Source organism: Flavobacterium succinicans LMG 10402, from assembly GCF_000611675.1.
Lineage (GTDB): Bacteria > Bacteroidota > Bacteroidia > Flavobacteriales > Flavobacteriaceae > Flavobacterium > Flavobacterium succinicans.
Genome location: NZ_JATV01000008.1, coordinates 144,418 through 165,311, shown reverse-complemented (window position 1 = coordinate 165,311; position 20,894 = coordinate 144,418). Strand labels below are relative to the sequence as shown.

The following is a 20,894-nucleotide window of genomic DNA, read 5'->3' as shown; positions in this document are numbered from 1 at the left end:
TAATCACTAATTACTAATCACTAATTACTAGTTACTAATCACTAATTACCAAGATTCTCCCAATACCATTGTACGGCTTCTTTTAATCCTTCTTGTAAAGAAAACTTCGGATTATAGCCCAGCAATTGCTTGGCCTTATCAATGCTCGCGAGTGAATGGGGAATATCACCCACACGATTAGGGCCATACGCTATGGCAACATCTTGTATTCTTTCGTCTAATTCGCCTAAATACAATTTCAAATAGCCAACCAAATCATTCAGCGTATTTCGATCCCCAAAAGCGGTATTAAAAACAGTATTAATCGCTTCAGGATTGGTAGTCGTCATGGCCAATTCATTCATCTGAATCACATTGTCGATATAGGTAAAATCTCTGGAATAGTTCCCATCGCCATTAATCACAGGGCTTTCCAACTGCATGAACTGCATCACAAATTTTGGAATCACTGCAGCATAAGCTCCTTTAGGATCTTGCTTGCGTCCAAAAACATTAAAATAGCGCAAACCAATGGTTTCCATGCCGTAGGTTTTCCCAAAAATCTCGGCATACAATTCATTTACATATTTTGTAATAGCATAAGGAGAAAGTGGTTTCCCTATCACAGCTTCCACTTTAGGCAATCCTTGGGAGTCTCCATAGGTAGACGAACTAGCGGCATACACAAAACGTTTTACTTTAGCGTCTCGAGCTGCAACCAACATATTTAAAAAACCTGAAACATTCACCTCATTGGTAGTCACAGGATCCGCTATGGATCGCGGCACGGAACCCAACGCTGCTTGATGCAATACATAATCTACATTTTGTACTGCCAAAGCACAATCGCTAGGATTCCGAATATCACCTTCTATCAAGGTAAAATTACTATCGCTTTCAAAATCCGAAAGATTATGTCGATGTCCCGTGGCAAAATTATCCAAAACAACCACTTTGTATCCCTTAGACAAAAAATACTCCGTTAAATTAGAACCTATAAATCCAGCGCCTCCAGTAATTAAAATTGTTTCACTCATTACACTTTTCTTTCCTTTTTCAACCAATCCCATATTTTTTCAATCCTAGTTTTCGGAATTTCCTTTTCATGGTATCCAGCTGCGTACGAGTTATTCCCATAGCCATAACCGTAGCCATAGCCATAACTGGTACCGTATCGCGCTTTGTTTTCAAAACCATTCATTATAATGCTGGTGTTTTTTAATTCACCTCGTTTCACCCTATTGTTCAATAGCGTAATCATATCTTTTTTGGAAAAATTTTGTCGCACAATATACAACGTGACATCACAAAACTGATCCAACTCCAATGCATCCGAAACCAAGCCAACTGGAGGAGTGTCAAGGATAATATAATCATAGCGTTGTTTTAATTCCTCGATTAAATCGCCCATGCGTTCGCTGATGATTAGTTCCCCAGGATTAGGAGGAACAGGTCCCGATATAATTACATCTAAATAAGGGATTTCTGTTTTGTTTACTACTTCATCTAACCCATTTTGATTGATTAAATAATTTACTACTCCCCTAGAATTATTAAGATTAAACTCGTCAAACAACTTTGGTTTTCTCAAATCCAAACCTACTATCACTGTCTTTTTCTCGCTTAATGCAAAAACAGTAGCAATATTGATTGAACAAAACGTTTTCCCCTCGCCACTTACCGAAGAGGTTATCATAAGTGTTTTAGCGCCATCAACATTTTGTTTTTTATATAAAAATTGCAATGAGGAGCGAATGGCTCTAAAAGATTCTGACAAAGCCGATTTAGGCTTTCTAAATACTGCTAAGTCTGACTTTTCATTGTTTACGCCAATGACACCAATGATAGGGATTTTGGTGAGACTATTTATCTCATCGGTATTCTGGATAGAATTATTGATGAAGAAAATTACTAAAACAACCACCAAAGGAATCAACAATCCTAAAAAGAAAGCCAGAACATAATTTACAGAAGTCTTGGGGCCAATTAAACCACCTCCAACATCTTTGGCGGGATCAATAAAACGAACATCAGATAGATTCGCAGCTTTTACGATATCAGCTTCGGTTCGCTTTTGTAAAAAGGTACTGTAAATATTATCATTTAAGTCATATTTACGTTTTATTTTAATCAACTCTTGCTGGTCATCGGGCAATTGTTTGATCTCATTTTCAGAAATGCCAATTTTACTGTTAATGGTAGCCAAATCATATTGTAATGATTGTTTTGCGGTTACTATATTTTCGAGCAAAACATTCTTAACCGCCATCATCTGATTGTCAAAATCTTTAAAAATCTTCTCGCTCTTTACCGCATAAGCCATTTCGGAACGTTGCGTAGACAAAGCAATCAATTTAGAAACATTAACCACAATGTTAGGATCTTCAATTCCAGCTACAGAAGGTGCGGGAAGCTTTGAATAATCCACACTATTTTTCAAATAGGCTTTTAGCGAATTGTAATACGCCATTTTTCGCTCAATTTCATCTTTCTGCACATCGTAATCTAGAATTTTGTCCGAAAATTTGGCACCACCATCCTCAATATTAATAATATTTTTATCTTTTCTAAACGCTTTCAATTCATTCCCCGTTTCTTTCAATTGCGATTCCATAGACACCAAAGTACTGTCAATAAAAGCAATAGTATTGGTCGCAAATTGATTCTTACTATCCAATTGTCTCTTGATCAACATTTTTACGGTAGCATTCAAATAATTTACCAATCGAGCTTTATTGGTGCCTTGCAGACTTAAAGTCAAAATAGACCCTCCTTTGTCATCGGCCTTGATGGCAATACCGCGATAATTAGCAACAGTACTATCAAAATTATTGAAACGAACAAAATACTCATTCCCTTTATAAAATCCAGGATTCTCATTGATTTGAAGACGCCAGTTTAAAAAAGGAAGTTGTACCGCTTCTCCAACTTTGTAACGCTTTTTGAATTCACCATTGGCCACAGCGGTGTTGGACATGGTATTACTTCCATAATGAAATAAAGCAACCGAAGACCCTTCGAAAGGAATTTTAATTTCATATTCCGACTCCGACAAAAACACGATACTAATTAGGGTTCCTGCCAACTGTCCTTTGTTTTTATCTAATTCTAATCGAAAAGGAACCGCTCCATAAGCATCCACTAAATTGTATTCGCCTTGGACTAAATAGTCAATATAATATTGCAATTTTTCGACTACCAATTCGTTATGCGAACGAGACTGCAAAGTAGTGGTTACCGTTTGTACTTTGTCTGAAACTCCGCCCCAATTAAAAGTTAAGCTGGTATTAGAAGTAAATAAAGGATTGTTCTCCTCTTTTACGGAAATCAAAGTATCTAAACCGTAGATTTTTTCTTTTCTAATATTGACCTGATAAGCAACAAAAAAAGTGATCGCCAAACTGATCAAAAACCACTTCCAATAACCTGCAATTTTTATTAAAAGTCCTTTAAAATCAAATGTAGATTGATTTTCAAAAATAGAGAAGTCTTTTAGATCAAGCATTTCACAAAAATGAATTTAATTTTTTAATAATAAGAAAGTAGTAGTTACCAGAGACAATACTGTAATTATGGTACCCAAGGATTCAAGACCCGTTCTACCTGTACCCCAAGATTTTTGTTTTAATGGTTTTACATAAATATAATCATTGGGCTGCAAATAATAATAAGGAGAATAAATTACATTTCTATCTGTTAAATCTAAGTTATGCATTTCGACTCCAGTAGGTGATGTTCTCATGATGGTTACTTCTTTTCGATTTCCTACCATGGTAATATCTCCAGCATTGGCAATGGCTTCTAGTATATTGACTCTTTCTTGAAATAGCGTTTTGGTTCCTGTACTCCCAACTTCACCATTAATCGTATATCGAAAACCAGACAACTTAACATTTACGAAAAGATTCGCTTCTTTATTGAAGTATTCTTCCAACAATTGTTTTTCAATTTTTACTCGTACTTCTTCTACAGTAAAACCCAAAACATTAATTTCTCCCAAAATTGGCATACGAATGTTTCCGTGATCATCCACTCTAAACCCATTAAAATACAAACCACTTTCAGAGTTTTGATTCAAGTTCGCATCACCATTTTGTGTACTAGCATTAAAAATAGCTACCAATTTAGGATCTATTGCCTTAAGATTAATGCTCAAAACATCATTGGTTTGCAAGCGATAAGGCTTAGATTCCGAGGCAATAATTGCTTTTTCTGGCGACTCAGATTCTTTTTGCTGTAAATAGGTTAAATCTTTGATGGGAATACATGAAGTAAAAAGCAAACTACTCATTATCATCAAAAAGCCAATCGATTTGTTCATACTTTTAATTTTGTTACAAATATAGTTTTTCATGGACAATTAAAGGGTGGTCAAAAAAGTTAATTAGACCCCAAGGTTTTGAAAGAAGATTCGAAAGGAACCCTTTGTAAAATACTCCTTCCAAGCGTCACTTCGTCGGCATATTCTAACTCATCGCCAACAGCAATACCTCTTGCAATAGTAGAAAACAATATACCAGTGCTGGCAATTTGTTTGTATATATAAAAATTAGTGGTATCACCTTCCATGGTAGAGCTAAGGGCAAAAATCAATTCCTTAACTTGACCTAGTTTGACCTTTTCAACCAAAGAACTAATAGTCAATTGGCTTGGCCCAACACCATCTATAGGCGAAATTTTTCCACCCAAAACATGATACACTCCTTTGAACTGCCCTGTATTTTCGATAGCCATTACATCACGAACATCTTCAACCACACATATTAACTGATGATTTCTAGACGTATTGGCACAAATCTGACACAATTCTGTATCCGAAATATTATGACAGTTCGAACAAAACTGAATGTCGTTGCGCATACTCGTTAAGGCTTCGGATAAAAATTGCACTTGATCTTTAGGTTGTTTCAACAAATGTAACACCAATCGCAAGGCCGTTCTTTTTCCAATTCCTGGCAATTGTGCCATTTCGCCAACCGCTCGTTCTAATAATTTTGAAGAAAATTCCATGACAACAAAAATACATTATATAATCAAAAAACCCTAGTTATAAGCGCAAACAAGCCCTGTCAACTCTCAATTCATCCTTTACAAACCAACATATTCTGTTAACAATTGACCTACACAAGAATGAATCTTATTGCGGCTTGCTGCATCGAGACTAGAACTGGAAGGCAAACAAAGTCCTGTTGCAAACAAATGCTCCGCCACCTTTCCACCATAATACGGATACGCACAAAACACCGATTGCTGATGCATGGGTTTCCATAAAGGACGTGTTTCAATAGCTCTTTCTTCCAAAAATGTCCTAAAAAAAGTTGGAGTCAAACCTTTCGTAAGTTGAGCATCGATTAAAATAGCCGACAACCAATGATTCGAAAAATAATCCGCATCAGGCTCTGAAAACACAGAAATACCAGCAACTTCATCAAAGTTTTCTTTATAAAAAAAATGATTTCCCCGCCTAGCCTCAATTCGATCTTCAAGAACTTCCATTTGACCTCTACCAACAGCAGCAGCCATCGCACTCATAGTATAATTGTATCCCACTTCATGATGCTCATAATGAGGCGCCTCTTCTCTAGCTTGCGAAGCCAAAAAAACAGCTCTTTCTTTTTGCTTCTCATTAGCCACCAAAAGAGCTCCTCCACTTGACGTAGTAATAATCTTATTGCCGTTGAACGAAAAAACGCCCAAATCACCCAGCGTACCACAAGGCCTTCCTTTATATCGACTTCCCAAGGCTTCGGCACTATCCTCCAATATCGGAATCGAATATTTTGCGGCAATCGCTTGAATACTGTCCGCCTGAAAAGGCATCCCGTATGAATCCACCACAATAATTGCTTTAGGCTTCTTGCCTTTTTTCATTCTATCCTTGATGGCAGTTTCCAAGGCCTCAGGACACATATTCCAAGTCAAGGGTTCGCTATCCACAAAAACAGGTGTCGCTCCCAGATAAAAAACAGGATTCACCGACGCCGAAAAAGTAAAAGTTTGACACAACACTTCGTCTCCCGCTTGAACACCCAAAAGCAAAAGCCCCAAATGCAAAGCCGAAGTACCAGAATTGGTCGCGCAAACCAGCATTTCAGTATCCAAAAAACGCGCTACATCCTCTTCAAAACCCTGTACACCAAGACCACCCGACGTGATTCTCTTGCTCTGCAACGCTTCTTCAATGTACCGCAACTCTTTGCCACTAGGATGCGGCTCCGAGAGATAAATCCAATCCATAAAGTTGCTTAAAGTTTAACATTACAGCAGCACAACAAAAAAAAGAAAAGCATTTGAAACAGCCCAAAAAAGCGCAAATCAACCAACATCGTCCCTTAATATTGATTAGTCGCCAACAAGACCAAAGTACAAGCCACTTCAGCCTTAATACCGTTCAACTCCAACAATTGATACAACTCTGGATTTTCAGTCCCAGGATTGAAAACTACTCGTTTGGGTTGAGCCTCCACAATGTAATTATAATAATCGCGTTGTCGCGCAGGATTCAGATACAAAGTAACAGTATCAATATTTTTCAAGGGAATCATTTTGGTACGGATTTTCACTCCCGCTACTTCGCCAGCATTTTGACCAATAGCCAATACCGAGTGTCCTTTTTCTACCAACATCTGAATCGCTTTGTAAGCATACTTCTCTGGCTTAGAAGTAGCACCAAGCACCACCGTTTTTTTATTTTTTATCATTTGAATAAGAATATTTTGCAAAAGTAATCAAAAATTCAGCAGCACTCTGACGATTCATAAACATTAAAATAACAAAGGAGTAAAAGCTATCTTAGTAAAAATTGTAGCTTTGTGTAAAATTTTACAATATGGAATTATTCATTTATCTCTTTGCTGCGTTATTTTCTGTACTCAATCCCATCGGAACTGTGCCTATTTTTGTAGGACTCACACAAGAAGACTCTCCTGCAGAGCGAAACAGACTCTCCCTTTGGACCGCCATTAACGTCTGCATCATCCTAGTGGTTTCTTTCTTGATCGGACAATATGTACTTACTTTTTTTGGCATCAGCATCGACTCCCTCCGAATTGCAGGAGGCATCGTAATTGTAAGTTCTGGCTTTTCTTTACTATCCGGAAAATTCAACAAAAAAAGAGGAATTAACAAAAAAATAGAAAACGAAGCCCATAAAAGAAACGATATTGCCCTAACCCCCTTGGCTATTCCAATGCTTGCTGGACCAGGATCAATGTCACTACTCATCGCTTTTTACAACCAGCATAATTCTACAACAGAAATCATTATTGCCATCGGATCCATCGTCGCTATCTCGATTACTATTTTTGGCATTCTAAGAAGTGCTCATTTTTTAGCCAGAGCTTTAGGTGCTTCTGGTATCGTTGCGATCTCTAGAATTGTTGGTTTTATTGTTATCGCTATTGGAATAGAATACATTATTAGCGCTTTGATCAACATCTTCAAAGCTAATTTTTAAAATATAAAGACAAAAAAAAGTCAGCCATCGTGAAAATGACTGACTTTTTTGCTATAAAATATTTTGAATTACGCTTTAGGTAAGAAAATCTCTGCCATCATACATCGTGCACTACCTCCGCCACAAGCTTCAATTGTGTCTAAGCTTGAACTCAAAATAGTAACATGTTCTTCCAACTGTGCTATTTGTTTTTTCGTTAAAGCATGATGAGCTGCAGCACTCATCACCAAATACCTTCTATCATCTGCTCCTTTCACCTCAAGCATATTTCCTGCAAAATTATTCACTTGATCTTCAGTAATCAAAATGATTTCTTTATCATCATTCTTTAAACTATCAATCACCATTTTTCGCTCTTTTTTATCATCAATTGCATCAGCACAAAGCACAGCAAAGGTTTCTCCCAAACACATCATCACATTGGTATGATAAATCAGTTTACGCTCGCCATCGACAGTTTGAAAAGCTTCGAAAATTACTGGAGCATAATCAAAATCCTCACAAAACTCGATAAACAATTCTTCATCAGCTCTGGGCGAAAGGGCGCAATAGGCTTTGCCATTAGCGCGGTCTAACAATAAACTTCCCGTTCCCTCTAAGAAAATACTATCCATTTCGGCTTCTGTATAATCCATAATTTCATGAATAACAAAGCCCTCATCTTCAAGAATATCGAAAATTTCTTCTCTTCGTTCCAATCGTCTATTTTCGGCAAACATCGGATACAAAACAACATCGCCATTTTCATGAAAAGAAACCCAATTGTTTGGAAAAATACTATCGGGTGTGTCAGGCGAAAGTGTGTCATCAACAACAATTACATGTACACCAACCGCACGTAATTTCTTTACAAAAACATCAAACTCTTCTTGAGCTTGGGCATTTACCGTAGCAGGCAAAAGTCCATCTAAAACTTTTTGGTAATAATTATTAACGGCTGTTTGCTCGTTCATTCGAAAGGCAACAGGACGTATCATCAGAATTGAATTTGTAGTCTGTTTCATTTTATTTTGTATTGGTGTTTTGAAAAAATTAAAATTAATCAATTAATCCCTCTAAAACAATTAATCTCGCAATAACGGCAAGGTTGAACAACGCAACAAGCCTTCTTGTTTGGCAATTTCAGCATAATTTACTTCTTCAACTATAAATCCCTGCTCGCGCAACCATTGATTTAGGCGTGTAAAGTTTTTTTCAGAAACCACCACATTAGGCGCTATGGAGAAAACATTTGAATTCATATGATACATCTCCTCTCTTGTGATATGAAATAAATTTTCTTTCCCAAACAAATTCACCAAAAACAAATAATCCGATTCTTCTCTAAAACCACTTTTGTAAATGATTCCTTTATCAGGACCAACTGGCTGAAAACAACAATCCAAATGTAGGGCATTATCTCTAGCTTCAATTTTAGATTTAACCAAATCAAATTCTTTCACAATTTTATTAGGAAAAAGTTGCCTGATATATTCTACCCCTTGCCAATTGGTTCTGGCGGTTATGTAATCTTTATAATCACTTCCTTTATAGGTCCCAACAAAAATATAATTACCCCAAAGCATCACATCTCCTCCTTCAATATGTACTTCCTCAGGTGGTCTAACCACTTTTTCAGGATTCATTTGGTCAATAACATACTGAATCGCGTCTAATTCTCTTTCCCGATCAGGCAAAATATTTGATTTGATAAAAACATCATCAATTACAAACCCGATATCCCTAGCAAAAATTTGATTGTAATTTGAAATCAATTGCGGTCTAAGTACAGTAACTTCATACTTTTGAAAAACAGCATTCAATTCTTCCATTTCTTTGATCATATCAACCTCTAGTGGATAAGTACCCGCTAAGATATGCTCTAACGATTTTGGATCATAAGCTTCTGCAACACTTGGAGTTGGACCATTGCTATTGGCAACTCCCAAGATCACCATCTTTAACCTACCTGTTTCGTTTTTAATATTCAAGTTTAACATACACTTCTATTTTATTATGAACCAAAAAAGCCCCACAATTTAGTGGAGCTTTTTGCAATCAAAAATTTTTATCGTTTCTCTACACTTACAAAATCACGTAATGGATATCCGACATACACTTGTCTAGGGCGACCAATAGGCTCTTTATTCTCTCGCATTTCTTTCCATTGAGCAATCCATCCTGGTAAACGACCAATAGCAAACATAACTGTAAACATTTCTGTTGGAATACCTAATGCTCTATAAATAATACCTGAATAAAAATCAACATTAGGATACAAATTTCTTGATTTGAAATACTCATCCTCTAAAGCTGCAATTTCTAATTTCTTAGCTATTTCCAAAATTGGATCATCAACACCTAAAGTAGCCAACACTTCATCCGCCGCTTTTTTAATGATTTTTGCTCTCGGATCAAAACTTTTATACACTCTATGACCGAATCCCATCAAACGGAAAGAATCATTTTTGTCTTTTGCTTTTTGAATGTATTTATCGGCATCACCACCATCTTTATGAATTTCTTCAAGCATTTCAAGTACAGCCTGATTTGCACCGCCATGTAACGGCCCCCAAAGTGCAGAAACACCAGCAGAAATAGAAGCAAACAAACCTGCATGTGAAGAACCCACCATACGTACTGTTGAAGTAGAACAATTTTGTTCATGATCAGCATGCAAAATAAATAATTTATCCAAAGCATCAACAATGATCGGATTTGCTTTATAAGGTCCTGTAGGAATTTCAAACATTAAACGCATGAAATTTTCAACATAACCTATTTCATTATTATAATAATTTAAAGGATACCCCATGCTTTTTCTATAAGTCCAAGTAGCGATAACAAGAAATTTACCCATAGTTTTACAAACTGCATCGTACATTTCTTTTGAGTTATCTGCATTAACAGACTTTGGATTAAAAGCAGTCAACGCACTTGTTAGAGCTGACAAAACCCCCATAGGGTGCGCAGTTTTAGGAAAACCATCAATTATAATCTTCATTTCCTCATTTACTAAAGTATGATGATGAATATCCGATTCAAACTGAAACAATTGATCCTTAGTAGGTAATTCTCCGAAAACGATTAAGTAACAAACTTCTAAAAAATGTGCGCTTTTGGCTAGATCTTCAATAGCATACCCTCTGTAACGAAGAATTCCAAGCTCACCATCTAAAAAAGTAATTTCACTTTTACATGAACCAGAATTTTTATATCCTGGATCAAGAGTAATCATTCCTGATATATCTCGTAATTTACTAATATCAACAGCAGCTTCATTCTCGCTTCCAATAATAATAGGAAGTTCAAACTTATTGCCATCGAATTCTAATGTAGCTATTTTTGACATGATTTTTTTGGATAGTTTTGATTAATTATATTTCGTCAAAACTAATCAATTTAGTGTTAAATAAAAAAAAAATCAAGAGAACTTATAAAACTTAACAAAAAAAGCCGTCTGAAAAACAGACGGCTTAATTATAACGAGATAATGACCAATAAATTATTTTACATTAAATGCTTTTTGACCTGGAAAATAAGCAGTTGCCTCTAATTCCTCCTCAATTCTTAACAATTGATTGTATTTAGCCATACGATCAGAACGTGAAGCAGATCCTGTTTTAATTTGACCACAGTTTAAAGCTACAGCTAAATCAGCAATAGTATAATCTTCAGTCTCTCCAGAACGGTGTGACATTACTGAAGTATATCCAGCATTTTTAGCCATATTAACAGCAGCAATAGTTTCAGTTAATGTACCAATTTGGTTTACTTTTACTAAAATTGAGTTAGCAATTCCTTTCTCAATACCAGTAGATAAACGCTCTACATTGGTTACAAATAAATCATCACCAACTAATTGAACTTTATCACCAATTTTTTCAGTTAATAATTTCCAACCATCCCAATCATTTTCTTGCATACCATCTTCAATAGAAATAATTGGATATTTAGCTGCTAATTCAGCCAAATAAGCAACTTGTTCTGCAGAAGTTCTTACTTTACCATTTGGACCTTCAAACTTAGAGTAATCGTATTTACCATCCACATAAAATTCAGAAGCAGCACAATCTAAAGCTACCATTACTTCATCACCAAATGTATAACCAGCAGCCTCAACTGCTTTTTTGATAGTATCCAAAGCATCTTCTGTACCTCCAGCTAAATTAGGAGCAAATCCACCTTCATCACCAACAGCAGTTGACAATCCTCTATCATGTAGTACTTTTTTCAAATTATGAAAAATTTCAGTACCCATTTGCAAAGCATGTGTAAATGAAGTAGCTTTTACAGGCATAATCATGAACTCTTGAAATGCGATAGGCGCATCAGAGTGAGAACCACCATTAATGATGTTCATCATTGGCAATGGTAATGTATTAGCAGAAACACCACCTACATAACGATATAAAGGCAAACCTAATTCATTAGCAGCTGCTTTTGCAGCAGCCAAAGAAACACCTAAAATTGCATTAGCTCCTAATTTTGATTTATTTGGTGTGCCATCTAAATCAATCATCATTTGGTCAAGTTTGTTTTGTTCAAAAACAGAAGTACCAACCAATTCTTCAGCAATAAGTGTATTTACATTATTTACAGCTGTCAAAACTCCTTTTCCTAAAAAAGCTTTTCCTCCATCTCTCAACTCTACCGCTTCATGTTCACCTGTAGAAGCTCCTGATGGAACTGCTGCTCTACCTACAATACCGTTCTCAGTAATTACATCAACTTCAATGGTTGGATTCCCTCTAGAATCAAAGATTTGTCTTGCGAAAATTTTAACTATAATACTCATTATCCTTAAATTTTATGTTATTAATTTGTATTTTACTCAAAATTACAGAAATTAAATGATAATCTTAAATAAAGAAACTACTATATTCGATAATTTATTAACGATAACGTTTTAGCCTACAGCTTACTCAATATTAGCAATAAATTGATCAAACAAATAGGACGAATCATGTGGCCCTGGACTTGCTTCTGGGTGATATTGAACAGAAAAACAGTTTTTACTCTTCATTCTCATTCCAGCAACGGTTCCATCATTTAAATGCAAATGGGTAATTTCTAAATCAGGATGTAGCTCTAGCTCCTCTTTATTCACAGCAAAACCGTGATTTTGCGAAGTAATTTCACCTTTTCCTGTAACTAAATTTGTTACTGGGTGATTAATCCCTCTATGACCGTTAAACATTTTGTAAGTCGAAACACCATTTGCTAAGGCGATTACTTGATGACCTAAACAAATACCAAACAAAGGTTTGTCCTCAGCAATAATTTGTTTTGCTACTGCTATTGCACTATGCAACGGATCAGGATCTCCAGGGCCATTAGACAAGAAAAAACCATCTGGATTAAAAGAGCATAAATCCTGATAGGATGCATCAAAAGGGAAAACTTTAATGTAGCAATCTCTCTTAGCTAGATTTCGTAAAATATTTGTCTTAATTCCAAGGTCTAAAGCAGAAATCTTATACTTTGCATTTTCATTTCCATAATAATAAGGAGCCTTAGTCGAAACTTTAGAAGCCAATTCCAATCCTTTCATGTTTGGAACCTCAGAAAGCGTTTTCTTTAATTCATCAACAGGTGTGTCATCAGTACAAATAACAGCATTCATAGCACCATTTTCACGAATATAGCTCACCAAAGCTCTAGTATCAACATCTGAAATACAAATCAAATTTTGATTCTTAAAATAACTCTCAAGGCTTTCAGCAGCATCAGGTCTTGAATGATTGAAACTAAAGTTTTTACAAATCAAACCAGAAATCTTAATACCATCTGATTCCACTTCTTTTTCATTAACTCCATAATTACCAATATGCGCATTAGTAGCCACCATCAATTGTCCGAAATAAGAGGGGTCAGTAAAAATTTCTTGATAGCCAGTCATTCCTGTATTAAAACAAACTTCACCAAAAGCGACACCGCTAAGGCCAATAGATTTTCCATGAAAAATGGTACCATCACTAAGTAAAAGAAGAGCTTGTTGTCTTGTTGTATATTTCATAAGTAGTTAAAAATTTTGCAAATTTAAATTTTAAAAGAAGGCAAAACAATTTATATCTACAATAAGTAAATAAAAAATGAGATGCATAAAACCAAAAAAAAAGGATAAACTATAAATAGCTTATCCTTATTTTCTATTGAAAAATTACTTTCATAATTATTCAGCTGCCTCAGCTGTTGGTTCAGCAGCATCAGCAGGAGCTTCAGCAGCTTCTTCTGATTTCTTAGCTTTACCACCACGACGGCTTTTTGCTTTTTTAACTTCTTTTTTACCTCCGTTGTAAAGTTCGTTAAAATCAACTAATTCGATCATTGCCATATCAGCATTATCTCCTAAACGATTTCCAACTTTAATAATACGAGTATAACCACCTGGACGGTCACCAACTTTAGCAGCAACATCTCTGAACAAGTCAGTTACAGCATACTTGCTACGTAAATAAGAAAAAACGATACGACGATTGTGTGTAGTATCAGCTTTAGATTTTGTTATAAGCGGCTCAACAAATTGTTTTAACGCTTTAGCTTTAGCAACAGTAGTATTAATACGTTTGTGCTCAATAAGAGAACAAGCCATATTAGCTAACATAGATTTTCTATGTGCAGTCTGTCTGCTTAAGTGATTGAATTTTTTTCCGTGTCTCATTGCTTTATAAATTTAATCACACCTATAAGGTGGATTAGATTACTCTTTATCTAGTTTGTATTTTGCTAAATCCATGCCGAAAGTAAGATTCTTAACTGCTACTAACTCATCAAGTTCAGTTAAAGATTTCTTACCGAAATTACGGAATTTCATTAAGTCATTTTTATTAAAAGATACTAAATCACCAAGTGTATCAACTTCAGCCGCTTTCAAACAATTTAAAGCTCTAACAGATAAATCCATATCAACAAGCTTAGTTTTAAGCAATTGTCTCATGTGTAATGATTCCTCATCATACGATTCTGTTTGTGCAATTTCGTCAGCCTCAAGTGTAATTCTTTCATCAGAAAACAACATGAAATGGTGAATTAAAACTTTTGCAGCTTCAGTAAGAGCATCTTTAGGATTAATAGAACCATCAGTTTTAATTTCAAAAACTAATTTTTCGTAATCTGTTTTTTGCTCAACACGGAAGTTTTCAATAGCATATTTTACATTTTTTACCGGAGTAAAAATTGAATCTGTAAAAATAGTACCAATTGGTGCATTTTGTTTCTTGTTCTCTTCTGCAGGAACATAACCTCTTCCTTTTTCAATAGTTAAATCAAAACTTAATTTGATTTTACTGTCTAAATTACAGATTACAAGTTCTGGATTCAAAACTTGGAAACCTGAAATAAATTTTTGAAAATCACCAGCTGTTAACTGATCTTTACCTGAAACAGAAATAGTAACTGATTCATTATCAATATCCTCAATTTGACGTTTAAAACGTACTTGCTTAAGATTCAAGATAATTTCGGTAACATCTTCAACAACTCCTGAAATAGTGGAAAACTCATGATCTACACCTTCGATACGAACAGACGTTATTGCATATCCTTCTAATGCTGAAAGCAAAACTCTTCTAAGTGCATTACCAACAGTCAATCCATATCCAGGTTCTAAAGGTCTAAATTCAAATTTACCTTCAAAATCGGTTGAATCGATCATGATAACTTTATCGGGCTTCTGAAAATTAAATATTGCCATAAATTTCGACTAAGTCAATTATTATTTGTTGTACAACTCTACGATTAATTGTTCTTTAATGTTTTCAGGAATCTGAAGTCTTGCAGGTACAGAAACAAAAGTTCCTTCTTTAAGATCATTATTCCAAGTAATCCATTCATAAACATGACTTGAATTAGACAAAGAACGTTCGATAGCTTCTAATGATTTAGACTTTTCACGAACAGCAACTTTATCACCAGGCTTAAGGTGGTAAGAAGGAATATTAACCACTTCACCATTAACAGTAATGTGTCTGTGTGATACGATTTGACGAGCACCTCTTCTAGAAGGAGCAATACCCATTCTAAAAACAACATTGTCTAATCTTGCCTCACATAATTGTAATAAAACTTCACCAGTAACACCTTTAGTCGCTGATGCTTTTTCAAATAAATTTCTGAATTGTTTTTCTAAAATTCCGTAAGAATATTTAGCTTTTTGCTTTTCCATTAACTGAACAGCATACTCAGATTTTTTTCCTCTTTTTTTAGCCATCCCGTGTTGTCCAGGAGGGTAATTTCTTTTTTCGAAAGCTTTATCATCTCCGAAAATTGCTTCGCCAAATTTACGAGCGATTCTTGTGCTTGGACCAGTATATCTTGCCATTTTAATTTGATTAAGATAGAGATTATGAATTCAGGTCTTATCCTTCGATAATCTATTTTCTATCTAGGTTATACTATAAATAAATTTTGAGTATTAAACTCTACGTCTTTTAGGAGGACGACATCCATTATGAGGCATTGGCGTTACATCAATGATTTCAGTAACCTCAATTCCACCATTATGCAAAGAACGAATAGCAGACTCACGTCCATTTCCAGGTCCTTTAACATATACTTTTACTTTTTTAAGACCAGCCTCAAGAGCTACTTTACTACAATCTTCTGCTGCCATTTGAGCTGCATATGGAGTATTCTTTTTAGAACCTCTAAAGCCCATTTTACCAGCTGAAGACCAAGAAATAACTTCACCTTTTTTGTTTGTTAACGAAATAATGATGTTATTGAAGGTAGCAGAAATATGAGCCTCTCCCGTTGATTCAACGATAACTTTACGTTTTTTTGCAGTTGCTTTAGCCATATTACTTATTATTTAGTTGCTTTTTTCTTGTTCGCAACAGTTTTTCTTTTACCTTTTCTAGTTCTAGAGTTGTTTTTAGTTCTTTGCCCTCTTAATGGAAGACCAGTTCTATGACGAATACCTCTGTAACAACCAATATCCATCAAACGTTTGATGTTTAAAGATACTTCAGAACGTAATTCTCCTTCAATTTTAAAAGCTGAAACGGCTTCACGAATTGCACCGATCTCATCATCATTCCACTCTTGAACTTTTTTATCTTGGCTTACTTGAGCTTTCTCTAAAATCTCAATTGCTCTACTTTTTCCTAATCCGAAGATATAGGTAAGTGCTATAACACCTCTCTTGTTTTTTGGGATATCTACCCCTGCTATTCTTGCCATAATTATCCTTGTCTTTGTTTAAATCTAGGATTCTTTTTGTTGATTACGTATAATCTGCCTTTTCTACGCACAATAATGCACTCGGCGCTTCTTTTTTTAACTGATGCTCTTACTTTCATTTTGAATATCTTTAATATCTATAAGTAATTCTTGCTTTTGACAAATCATAAGGGCTCATTTCTAGTTTCACTTTATCACCAGGTAATAATTTGATGTAATGCATACGCATTTTTCCAGATATATGAGCAATTACAATATGTCCATTTTCTAACTCTACTCGGAACATAGCATTTGACAATGCTTCAATAATTGATCCGTCTTGTTCTATTGCTGATTGTTTTGCCATAAAATTAAGCTACTGCTTTTCTGTTTTTACCACTTTTCATCAAACCATCATAATGTTTATTTAACAAATATGAATTAATTTGTTGCATTGTGTCTATAGCTACACCAACCATAATGATTAATGAAGTACCTCCAAAAAACATTGCCCATGATTGTTGTACATCCATAAGACTTACGACAATGGCTGGGAACACAGCAATTAAAGCAAGAAATAAAGATCCTGGGAAAGTTATTAAAGACATCACTTTGTCAAGATAATCAGATGTTTCAGCCCCAGGTCTAACCCCTGGAATAAAACCACCGCTTCTTTTTAAATCATCAGACATCTTGTTAGTAGGCACTGTGATTGCAGTATAAAAGAATGTAAAGATAACAATTAAGCTAGCAAATACAAAATTATACCAAAAACCAAAGATATCACTAAAAGCACTAACAATTGATTGTGAAGTTTCTGACTTTGACAAACCAGCTACTGCAGCAGGAATAAACATAATGGCTTGCGCAAAAATAATTGGCATTACACCAGAAGCATTTAACTTCAATGGAATCCACTGTCTATTACCTCCCATCATATCTTGTTCAAAATCACCAGATGTAGTACGTCTAGCATACTGTACTGGTATCTTTCTAACTGCCATAACTAGCAATACACAAGAAATAATAACTAACAACCAAATGATTATCTCGATAACTAAAAGCATCGGTCCACCATTATTGTTTGTCACTCTCGTAGTAAACTCTTGTATAAAGGCTTGTGGAAACCTTGCCAAGATACCTACCATAATTAAAAGCGATATACCATTTCCAATCCCTTTGTCAGTGATCTTTTCACCTAACCACATTGCAAAAATTGTTCCCGTTACCAGAATAACAACTGAAGAAAATAAGAATTCAAAAGAATTAAACCCTAACAAAAAGGCATTACTTGGTAATGTTCTGTAAAGATTGTAGATATAAGTTGGGCCTTGTACTAAGGTAATAGCAATAGTCAACCAACGCGTAATCTGATTGATTTTTTTTCTGCCACTTTCCCCATCACTTTGTAGTTTTTGCAAATAAGGAATAGCAATTCCCATTAACTGTACCACAATAGATGCTGAAATATAAGGCATAATACCTAAAGCAAAAACTGATGCCTTAGAGAATGCACCACCAGTAAACATATCCAATATCGATCCGATACCTTCTTTTGTCTGACCAGCTAAACCTGTTAATTGAGTTGCATCAATACCAGGCAATGTAACGTGTGCACCAAAACGATAAACTAAAAGAAGTCCTAGTGTAATAAGAATTCTGTTTTTTAGTTCCTCAATCTTCCAAACATTACTTAATGATTCAAAAAATTTCTTCATATGAGTTGAAAAATTATAATGTTACAGCTTCACCTCCAGCAGCTTCAATAGCCGCTTTTGCAGTAGCAGTAAATTTGTGAGCAGATACCTTTAATTTCGCCTTCAATTCACCTCTTCCTAAAATCTTAACGATCTCATTCTTAGTAGCCAAACGATTTGCAACATAAACTGACATATCTACAGCATCTGTAACAATACCATTATCTACTAACAATTGAAGGGTATCTAAATTAACACCTTCGTATTCTTTACGATTGATGTTTGTGAAACCAAACTTAGGTACACGTCTTTGAAGTGGCATTTGACCTCCCTCAAAACCAATCTTTTTAGAATAACCAGAACGAGATTTAGCTCCTTTGTGACCTCTTGCAGAAGTACCACCTTTACCAGAACCTTCACCTCTACCTAATCTCTTATTTTGATTGTGTGTAGAACCCTCAGCAGGTTGTAAATTACTTAAATTCATACCAGTATTTGTTATTTAATTTCTTCTACAGAAACTAAGTGTTTAACTTTATTTATCATCCCAAGGATAGCAGGATTTGAATCATGCTCTACAACTTGTCCCATTTTACGTAAACCTAAAGCTTCCAATCCTCTCTTTTGAGTAAGTGGACAGTTGATTTTGCTACGTACTTGTTTTACTAATAATTTAGCCATAATTTCCTTGAATTAACCTTTAAAAACTTTCTCTAAAGAAACACCTCTTTGTTTTGCAACAGTGTGAGCGCTTCTCATTTGTAATAAAGCATCAAAAGTTGCTTTAACAACATTATGAGGATTTGATGATCCTTGAGATTTTGACAATACATCGTGAATTCCAACTGACTCAAGAACTGAACGAACAGCTCCACCAGCAATAACTCCAGTACCATGAGAGGCAGGAATTAAAAATACACGTGCACCACCAAATTTACCTTTTTGCTCGTGAGGAACAGATTGACCATTCAAAGGAATTCTAACCAAATTTTTCTTAGCATCTTCTACTGCTTTAGCAATAGCTTCAGAAACATCTTTTGATTTTCCTAATCCGTGACCAACTACTCCGTTTTCATCACCAACCACTACAATAGCAGAAAAACCAAAAGCTCTACCCCCTTTTGTAACTTTAGTAACACGATTTACACTTACCAAACGATCTTTTAATTCTAAACCACTTGGTTTTACTAACTCTATATTCTTGTACTTATTAGACATACTATATTAGAATTTAAGCCCAGCCGCTCTTGCGCCTTCCGCTAATGATTTAATACGACCATGATATAAATAACCTCCTCTATCGAAAGTTACCGTTTCAATACCAGCTTTCAAAGCTTTCTCTGCAACTAATTTACCAACTGCAGTAGCCACTTCAATGTTCGTACCTTTTCCTATTTCTTTTTCTCTTGAAGAGGCAGCTAATAAAGTAACTCCGTTTACATCATCAATTAATTGAGCATAAATTTCTTTGTTACTTCTAAAAACAGAAAGTCTTGGTTTAGCAGCAACACCACTAATCGTTTTTCTAATTCTGAATCTAATTCTCTGTCTTCTTTCAGGTTTTGTTAATGACATAATCTTATTTTTTAAGCTGATTTACCTGCTTTTCTTCTTAATACTTCACCTACAAATTTAACCCCTTTACCTTTGTAAGGTTCTGGTTTACGGAAACCTCTAATTTTGGCAGCAACTTGTCCTAAAAGTTGTTTATCAAAAGAAGTTAACTTAACAATTGGGTTCTTTCCTTTTTCAGAAATAGTTTCCAAAGTAACCTCTGGTGCGATTTCCAAAATAATATTATGAGAAAAACCTAAAGCTAAATCTAGTTTTTGACCTTGATTTGAAGCTCTATAACCAACTCCAACCAACTCTAAAGATTTTGTAAAACCTTCGTTTACACCAACAATCATGTTATTGATTAATGAGCGATATAAACCATGTTTTGCTCTTTGGTTTTTATGATCAGAAGATCTTTCTACTTGAACTTGATCTCCTTCAACAGTCACAGTTACGTCCGAAAACTCCTGTGTCAATTGACCGTTCTTTCCTTTTACTGTAATTACACCATCAGCAACTGTAACAGTTACTCCAGCAGGTATAGTTACTGGGCTTTTACCTATTCTTGACATCTTATCTAGACTTTAAAATTAGTATACGTAACAAATTACTTCTCCTCCAACATTCAATTGCTTAGCTTGTTTTCCAGTCATCAATCCTTTTGATGTAGAAACAATCGCAATACCTAATCCATTAAGGATTCTCGGCAATTTAGAAGCACCTGCGTATTTACGTAAACCTGGTTTACTAATTCTTTGGATATCTTTAATTACAGGCTCTTTAGTAACTTTATCGTACTTTAAAGCAATTTTGATAGAACCCTGAACAGAGTTGTCTTCAAATTTGTAACTTAAGATATAACCTTGATCAAATAAGATCTTAGTTATTTCTTTTTTTAGATTAGAAGCGGGAATTTCAACAACTTTGTGGTTTGCAGCCACAGCGTTTCTAACTCTCGTCAAATAATCTGCAATCGGATCTGTATACATATGTATTAATTTGCGGTAACGGTTTTCGAATAAACTTAAACGAACCTGAAACCAGTTTATAAATGTGAAAAAAAC

General features: G+C 35.1%; 26 protein-coding genes. 1 reads left to right on the top strand and 25 read right to left on the bottom strand.

Features of this window, described 5'->3' with window-relative positions; genetic code table 11:
- Positions 1-41: 41 nt before the first annotated feature.
- The 6 genes from AO58_RS0109785 to AO58_RS0109760 form a co-directional block, all read right to left on the bottom strand.
- Positions 42-1,016, bottom strand: a complete 975-nt coding sequence (locus AO58_RS0109785) for an SDR family oxidoreductase (RefSeq protein ID WP_024981542.1) — start codon at positions 1,014-1,016, stop codon at positions 42-44.
- A complete protein-coding gene (locus AO58_RS0109780; RefSeq protein ID WP_024981541.1) occupies positions 1,016-3,484 on the bottom strand; it encodes a polysaccharide biosynthesis tyrosine autokinase in 2,469 nt (822 codons plus the stop codon). Before AO58_RS0109780 ends, AO58_RS0109785 begins: the two co-directional genes overlap by 1 nt.
- Before the next feature lie 15 nt (positions 3,485-3,499).
- On the bottom strand, positions 3,500-4,300 hold the full coding sequence (locus AO58_RS0109775; protein WP_024981540.1) for a polysaccharide biosynthesis/export family protein: 801 nt from the start codon (positions 4,298-4,300) through the stop codon (positions 3,500-3,502).
- A gap of 59 nt (positions 4,301-4,359) precedes the next feature.
- Positions 4,360-4,989 carry a recombination mediator RecR gene (gene recR, locus AO58_RS0109770; RefSeq protein ID WP_024981539.1) on the bottom strand — a complete coding sequence of 210 codons (630 nt, stop codon included), beginning with the start codon at positions 4,987-4,989 and terminating at the stop codon, positions 4,360-4,362.
- Between the two features lie 78 nt (positions 4,990-5,067).
- Complete coding sequence (locus AO58_RS0109765; RefSeq protein WP_024981538.1) at positions 5,068-6,216, bottom strand: DegT/DnrJ/EryC1/StrS family aminotransferase; 1,149 nt, start codon at positions 6,214-6,216, stop codon at positions 5,068-5,070.
- Positions 6,217-6,311: 95 nt separating this feature from the next.
- Positions 6,312-6,677 carry a CoA-binding protein gene (locus tag AO58_RS0109760; protein WP_024981537.1) on the bottom strand — a complete coding sequence of 122 codons (366 nt, stop codon included), beginning with the start codon at positions 6,675-6,677 and terminating at the stop codon, positions 6,312-6,314.
- A 131-nt stretch (positions 6,678-6,808) separates the two neighbouring features.
- Between AO58_RS0109760 and AO58_RS0109755 the strand changes: the two genes are divergently transcribed.
- A complete protein-coding gene (locus AO58_RS0109755) occupies positions 6,809-7,435 on the top strand; it encodes a MarC family protein (RefSeq protein WP_024981536.1) in 627 nt (208 codons plus the stop codon).
- Positions 7,436-7,503: 68 nt separating this feature from the next.
- Here AO58_RS0109755 and ctlX read toward each other — a convergent pair whose 3' ends face one another.
- The 19 genes from ctlX to rpsH form a co-directional block, all read right to left on the bottom strand.
- A complete protein-coding gene (gene ctlX / locus AO58_RS0109750) occupies positions 7,504-8,439 on the bottom strand; it encodes a citrulline utilization hydrolase CtlX (protein ID WP_024981535.1) in 936 nt (311 codons plus the stop codon).
- 60 nt (positions 8,440-8,499) lie between these two features.
- Positions 8,500-9,414, bottom strand: a complete 915-nt coding sequence (locus tag AO58_RS0109745; RefSeq protein WP_024981534.1) for a dimethylarginine dimethylaminohydrolase family protein — start codon at positions 9,412-9,414, stop codon at positions 8,500-8,502.
- A 68-nt stretch (positions 9,415-9,482) separates the two neighbouring features.
- Positions 9,483-10,766, bottom strand: a complete 1,284-nt coding sequence (locus AO58_RS0109740) for a citrate synthase (RefSeq protein ID WP_024981533.1) — start codon at positions 10,764-10,766, stop codon at positions 9,483-9,485.
- 153 nt (positions 10,767-10,919) lie between these two features.
- Positions 10,920-12,212 carry a phosphopyruvate hydratase gene (eno, locus tag AO58_RS0109735; protein ID WP_024981532.1) on the bottom strand — a complete coding sequence of 431 codons (1,293 nt, stop codon included), beginning with the start codon at positions 12,210-12,212 and terminating at the stop codon, positions 10,920-10,922.
- 123 nt (positions 12,213-12,335) lie between these two features.
- Positions 12,336-13,433 (bottom strand): glutamine-hydrolyzing carbamoyl-phosphate synthase small subunit, encoded by a 1,098-nt coding sequence (gene carA, locus AO58_RS0109730; RefSeq protein ID WP_024981531.1) that lies wholly within the window; start codon positions 13,431-13,433, stop codon positions 12,336-12,338.
- A 156-nt stretch (positions 13,434-13,589) separates the two neighbouring features.
- On the bottom strand, positions 13,590-14,078 hold the full coding sequence (gene rplQ, locus AO58_RS0109725) for a 50S ribosomal protein L17 (protein WP_024981530.1): 489 nt from the start codon (positions 14,076-14,078) through the stop codon (positions 13,590-13,592).
- A 39-nt stretch (positions 14,079-14,117) separates the two neighbouring features.
- Complete coding sequence (locus AO58_RS0109720; protein WP_024981529.1) at positions 14,118-15,110, bottom strand: DNA-directed RNA polymerase subunit alpha; 993 nt, start codon at positions 15,108-15,110, stop codon at positions 14,118-14,120.
- Between the two features lie 21 nt (positions 15,111-15,131).
- On the bottom strand, positions 15,132-15,737 hold the full coding sequence (gene rpsD / locus AO58_RS0109715; protein WP_024981528.1) for a 30S ribosomal protein S4: 606 nt from the start codon (positions 15,735-15,737) through the stop codon (positions 15,132-15,134).
- A 93-nt stretch (positions 15,738-15,830) separates the two neighbouring features.
- Positions 15,831-16,214, bottom strand: a complete 384-nt coding sequence (gene rpsK / locus AO58_RS0109710; RefSeq protein ID WP_024981527.1) for a 30S ribosomal protein S11 — start codon at positions 16,212-16,214, stop codon at positions 15,831-15,833.
- A gap of 8 nt (positions 16,215-16,222) precedes the next feature.
- Entirely contained in the window at positions 16,223-16,597 is a 375-nt protein-coding gene (gene rpsM, locus AO58_RS0109705; RefSeq protein ID WP_024981526.1) for a 30S ribosomal protein S13, read from the bottom strand.
- Between the two features lie 2 nt (positions 16,598-16,599).
- Positions 16,600-16,716, bottom strand: coding sequence for a type B 50S ribosomal protein L36 (ykgO, locus tag AO58_RS17765; RefSeq protein ID WP_002987490.1), 117 nt, complete (start codon positions 16,714-16,716; stop codon positions 16,600-16,602).
- Positions 16,717-16,727: 11 nt separating this feature from the next.
- Positions 16,728-16,943 carry a translation initiation factor IF-1 gene (infA, locus tag AO58_RS0109700; protein WP_007136545.1) on the bottom strand — a complete coding sequence of 72 codons (216 nt, stop codon included), beginning with the start codon at positions 16,941-16,943 and terminating at the stop codon, positions 16,728-16,730.
- A 4-nt stretch (positions 16,944-16,947) separates the two neighbouring features.
- Positions 16,948-18,294, bottom strand: coding sequence for a preprotein translocase subunit SecY (secY, locus tag AO58_RS0109695; RefSeq protein WP_024981525.1), 1,347 nt, complete (start codon positions 18,292-18,294; stop codon positions 16,948-16,950).
- 13 nt (positions 18,295-18,307) lie between these two features.
- A complete protein-coding gene (gene rplO, locus AO58_RS0109690) occupies positions 18,308-18,760 on the bottom strand; it encodes a 50S ribosomal protein L15 (RefSeq protein ID WP_024981524.1) in 453 nt (150 codons plus the stop codon).
- Between the two features lie 11 nt (positions 18,761-18,771).
- Entirely contained in the window at positions 18,772-18,954 is a 183-nt protein-coding gene (rpmD, locus tag AO58_RS0109685) for a 50S ribosomal protein L30 (protein ID WP_024981523.1), read from the bottom strand.
- A 12-nt stretch (positions 18,955-18,966) separates the two neighbouring features.
- Positions 18,967-19,491 (bottom strand): 30S ribosomal protein S5, encoded by a 525-nt coding sequence (rpsE, locus tag AO58_RS0109680; RefSeq protein WP_024981522.1) that lies wholly within the window; start codon positions 19,489-19,491, stop codon positions 18,967-18,969.
- A 6-nt stretch (positions 19,492-19,497) separates the two neighbouring features.
- A complete protein-coding gene (gene rplR, locus AO58_RS0109675; protein ID WP_024981521.1) occupies positions 19,498-19,848 on the bottom strand; it encodes a 50S ribosomal protein L18 in 351 nt (116 codons plus the stop codon).
- Positions 19,849-19,859: 11 nt separating this feature from the next.
- Complete coding sequence (gene rplF, locus AO58_RS0109670; RefSeq protein WP_024981520.1) at positions 19,860-20,402, bottom strand: 50S ribosomal protein L6; 543 nt, start codon at positions 20,400-20,402, stop codon at positions 19,860-19,862.
- Positions 20,403-20,420: 18 nt separating this feature from the next.
- Positions 20,421-20,819, bottom strand: coding sequence for a 30S ribosomal protein S8 (gene rpsH, locus AO58_RS0109665; RefSeq protein ID WP_024981519.1), 399 nt, complete (start codon positions 20,817-20,819; stop codon positions 20,421-20,423).
- Between the last annotated feature and the right edge of the window lie 75 nt (positions 20,820-20,894).

Excerpts from the sequence above, each read along its gene's own strand:
- ctlX (WP_024981535.1), bottom strand. The coding sequence starts at position 8,439 with ATGAAACAGACTACAAATTCAATTCTGATGATACGTCCTGTTGCCTTT.
- recR (WP_024981539.1), bottom strand. The coding sequence starts at position 4,989 with ATGGAATTTTCTTCAAAATTATTAGAACGAGCGGTTGGCGAAATGGCA.
- carA (WP_024981531.1), bottom strand. The coding sequence starts at position 13,433 with ATGAAATATACAACAAGACAACAAGCTCTTCTTTTACTTAGTGATGGT.
- secY (WP_024981525.1), bottom strand. The coding sequence starts at position 18,294 with ATGAAGAAATTTTTTGAATCATTAAGTAATGTTTGGAAGATTGAGGAA.
- AO58_RS0109775 (WP_024981540.1), bottom strand. The coding sequence starts at position 4,300 with ATGAACAAATCGATTGGCTTTTTGATGATAATGAGTAGTTTGCTTTTT.
- eno (WP_024981532.1), bottom strand. The coding sequence starts at position 12,212 with ATGAGTATTATAGTTAAAATTTTCGCAAGACAAATCTTTGATTCTAGA.
- infA (WP_007136545.1), bottom strand. The coding sequence starts at position 16,943 with ATGGCAAAACAATCAGCAATAGAACAAGACGGATCAATTATTGAAGCA.
- ykgO (WP_002987490.1), bottom strand. The coding sequence starts at position 16,716 with ATGAAAGTAAGAGCATCAGTTAAAAAAAGAAGCGCCGAGTGCATTATT.
- AO58_RS0109785 (WP_024981542.1), bottom strand. The coding sequence starts at position 1,016 with ATGAGTGAAACAATTTTAATTACTGGAGGCGCTGGATTTATAGGTTCT.
- rplQ (WP_024981530.1), bottom strand. The coding sequence starts at position 14,078 with ATGAGACACGGAAAAAAATTCAATCACTTAAGCAGACAGACTGCACAT.
- rpsM (WP_024981526.1), bottom strand. The coding sequence starts at position 16,597 with ATGGCAAGAATAGCAGGGGTAGATATCCCAAAAAACAAGAGAGGTGTT.
- rplR (WP_024981521.1), bottom strand. The coding sequence starts at position 19,848 with ATGTCATTAACAAAACCTGAAAGAAGACAGAGAATTAGATTCAGAATT.
- AO58_RS0109765 (WP_024981538.1), bottom strand. The coding sequence starts at position 6,216 with ATGGATTGGATTTATCTCTCGGAGCCGCATCCTAGTGGCAAAGAGTTG.
- rplO (WP_024981524.1), bottom strand. The coding sequence starts at position 18,760 with ATGAATTTAAGTAATTTACAACCTGCTGAGGGTTCTACACACAATCAA.
- rplF (WP_024981520.1), bottom strand. The coding sequence starts at position 20,402 with ATGTCAAGAATAGGTAAAAGCCCAGTAACTATACCTGCTGGAGTAACT.
- AO58_RS0109755 (WP_024981536.1), top strand. The coding sequence starts at position 6,809 with ATGGAATTATTCATTTATCTCTTTGCTGCGTTATTTTCTGTACTCAAT.
- rpsK (WP_024981527.1), bottom strand. The coding sequence starts at position 16,214 with ATGGCTAAAGCAACTGCAAAAAAACGTAAAGTTATCGTTGAATCAACG.
- rpmD (WP_024981523.1), bottom strand. The coding sequence starts at position 18,954 with ATGGCTAAATTATTAGTAAAACAAGTACGTAGCAAAATCAACTGTCCA.
- AO58_RS0109745 (WP_024981534.1), bottom strand. The coding sequence starts at position 9,414 with ATGTTAAACTTGAATATTAAAAACGAAACAGGTAGGTTAAAGATGGTG.
- AO58_RS0109720 (WP_024981529.1), bottom strand. The coding sequence starts at position 15,110 with ATGGCAATATTTAATTTTCAGAAGCCCGATAAAGTTATCATGATCGAT.
- AO58_RS0109740 (WP_024981533.1), bottom strand. The coding sequence starts at position 10,766 with ATGTCAAAAATAGCTACATTAGAATTCGATGGCAATAAGTTTGAACTT.
- rpsE (WP_024981522.1), bottom strand. The coding sequence starts at position 19,491 with ATGTCTAATAAGTACAAGAATATAGAGTTAGTAAAACCAAGTGGTTTA.
- rpsD (WP_024981528.1), bottom strand. The coding sequence starts at position 15,737 with ATGGCAAGATATACTGGTCCAAGCACAAGAATCGCTCGTAAATTTGGC.
- rpsH (WP_024981519.1), bottom strand. The coding sequence starts at position 20,819 with ATGTATACAGATCCGATTGCAGATTATTTGACGAGAGTTAGAAACGCT.
- AO58_RS0109780 (WP_024981541.1), bottom strand. The coding sequence starts at position 3,484 with ATGCTTGATCTAAAAGACTTCTCTATTTTTGAAAATCAATCTACATTT.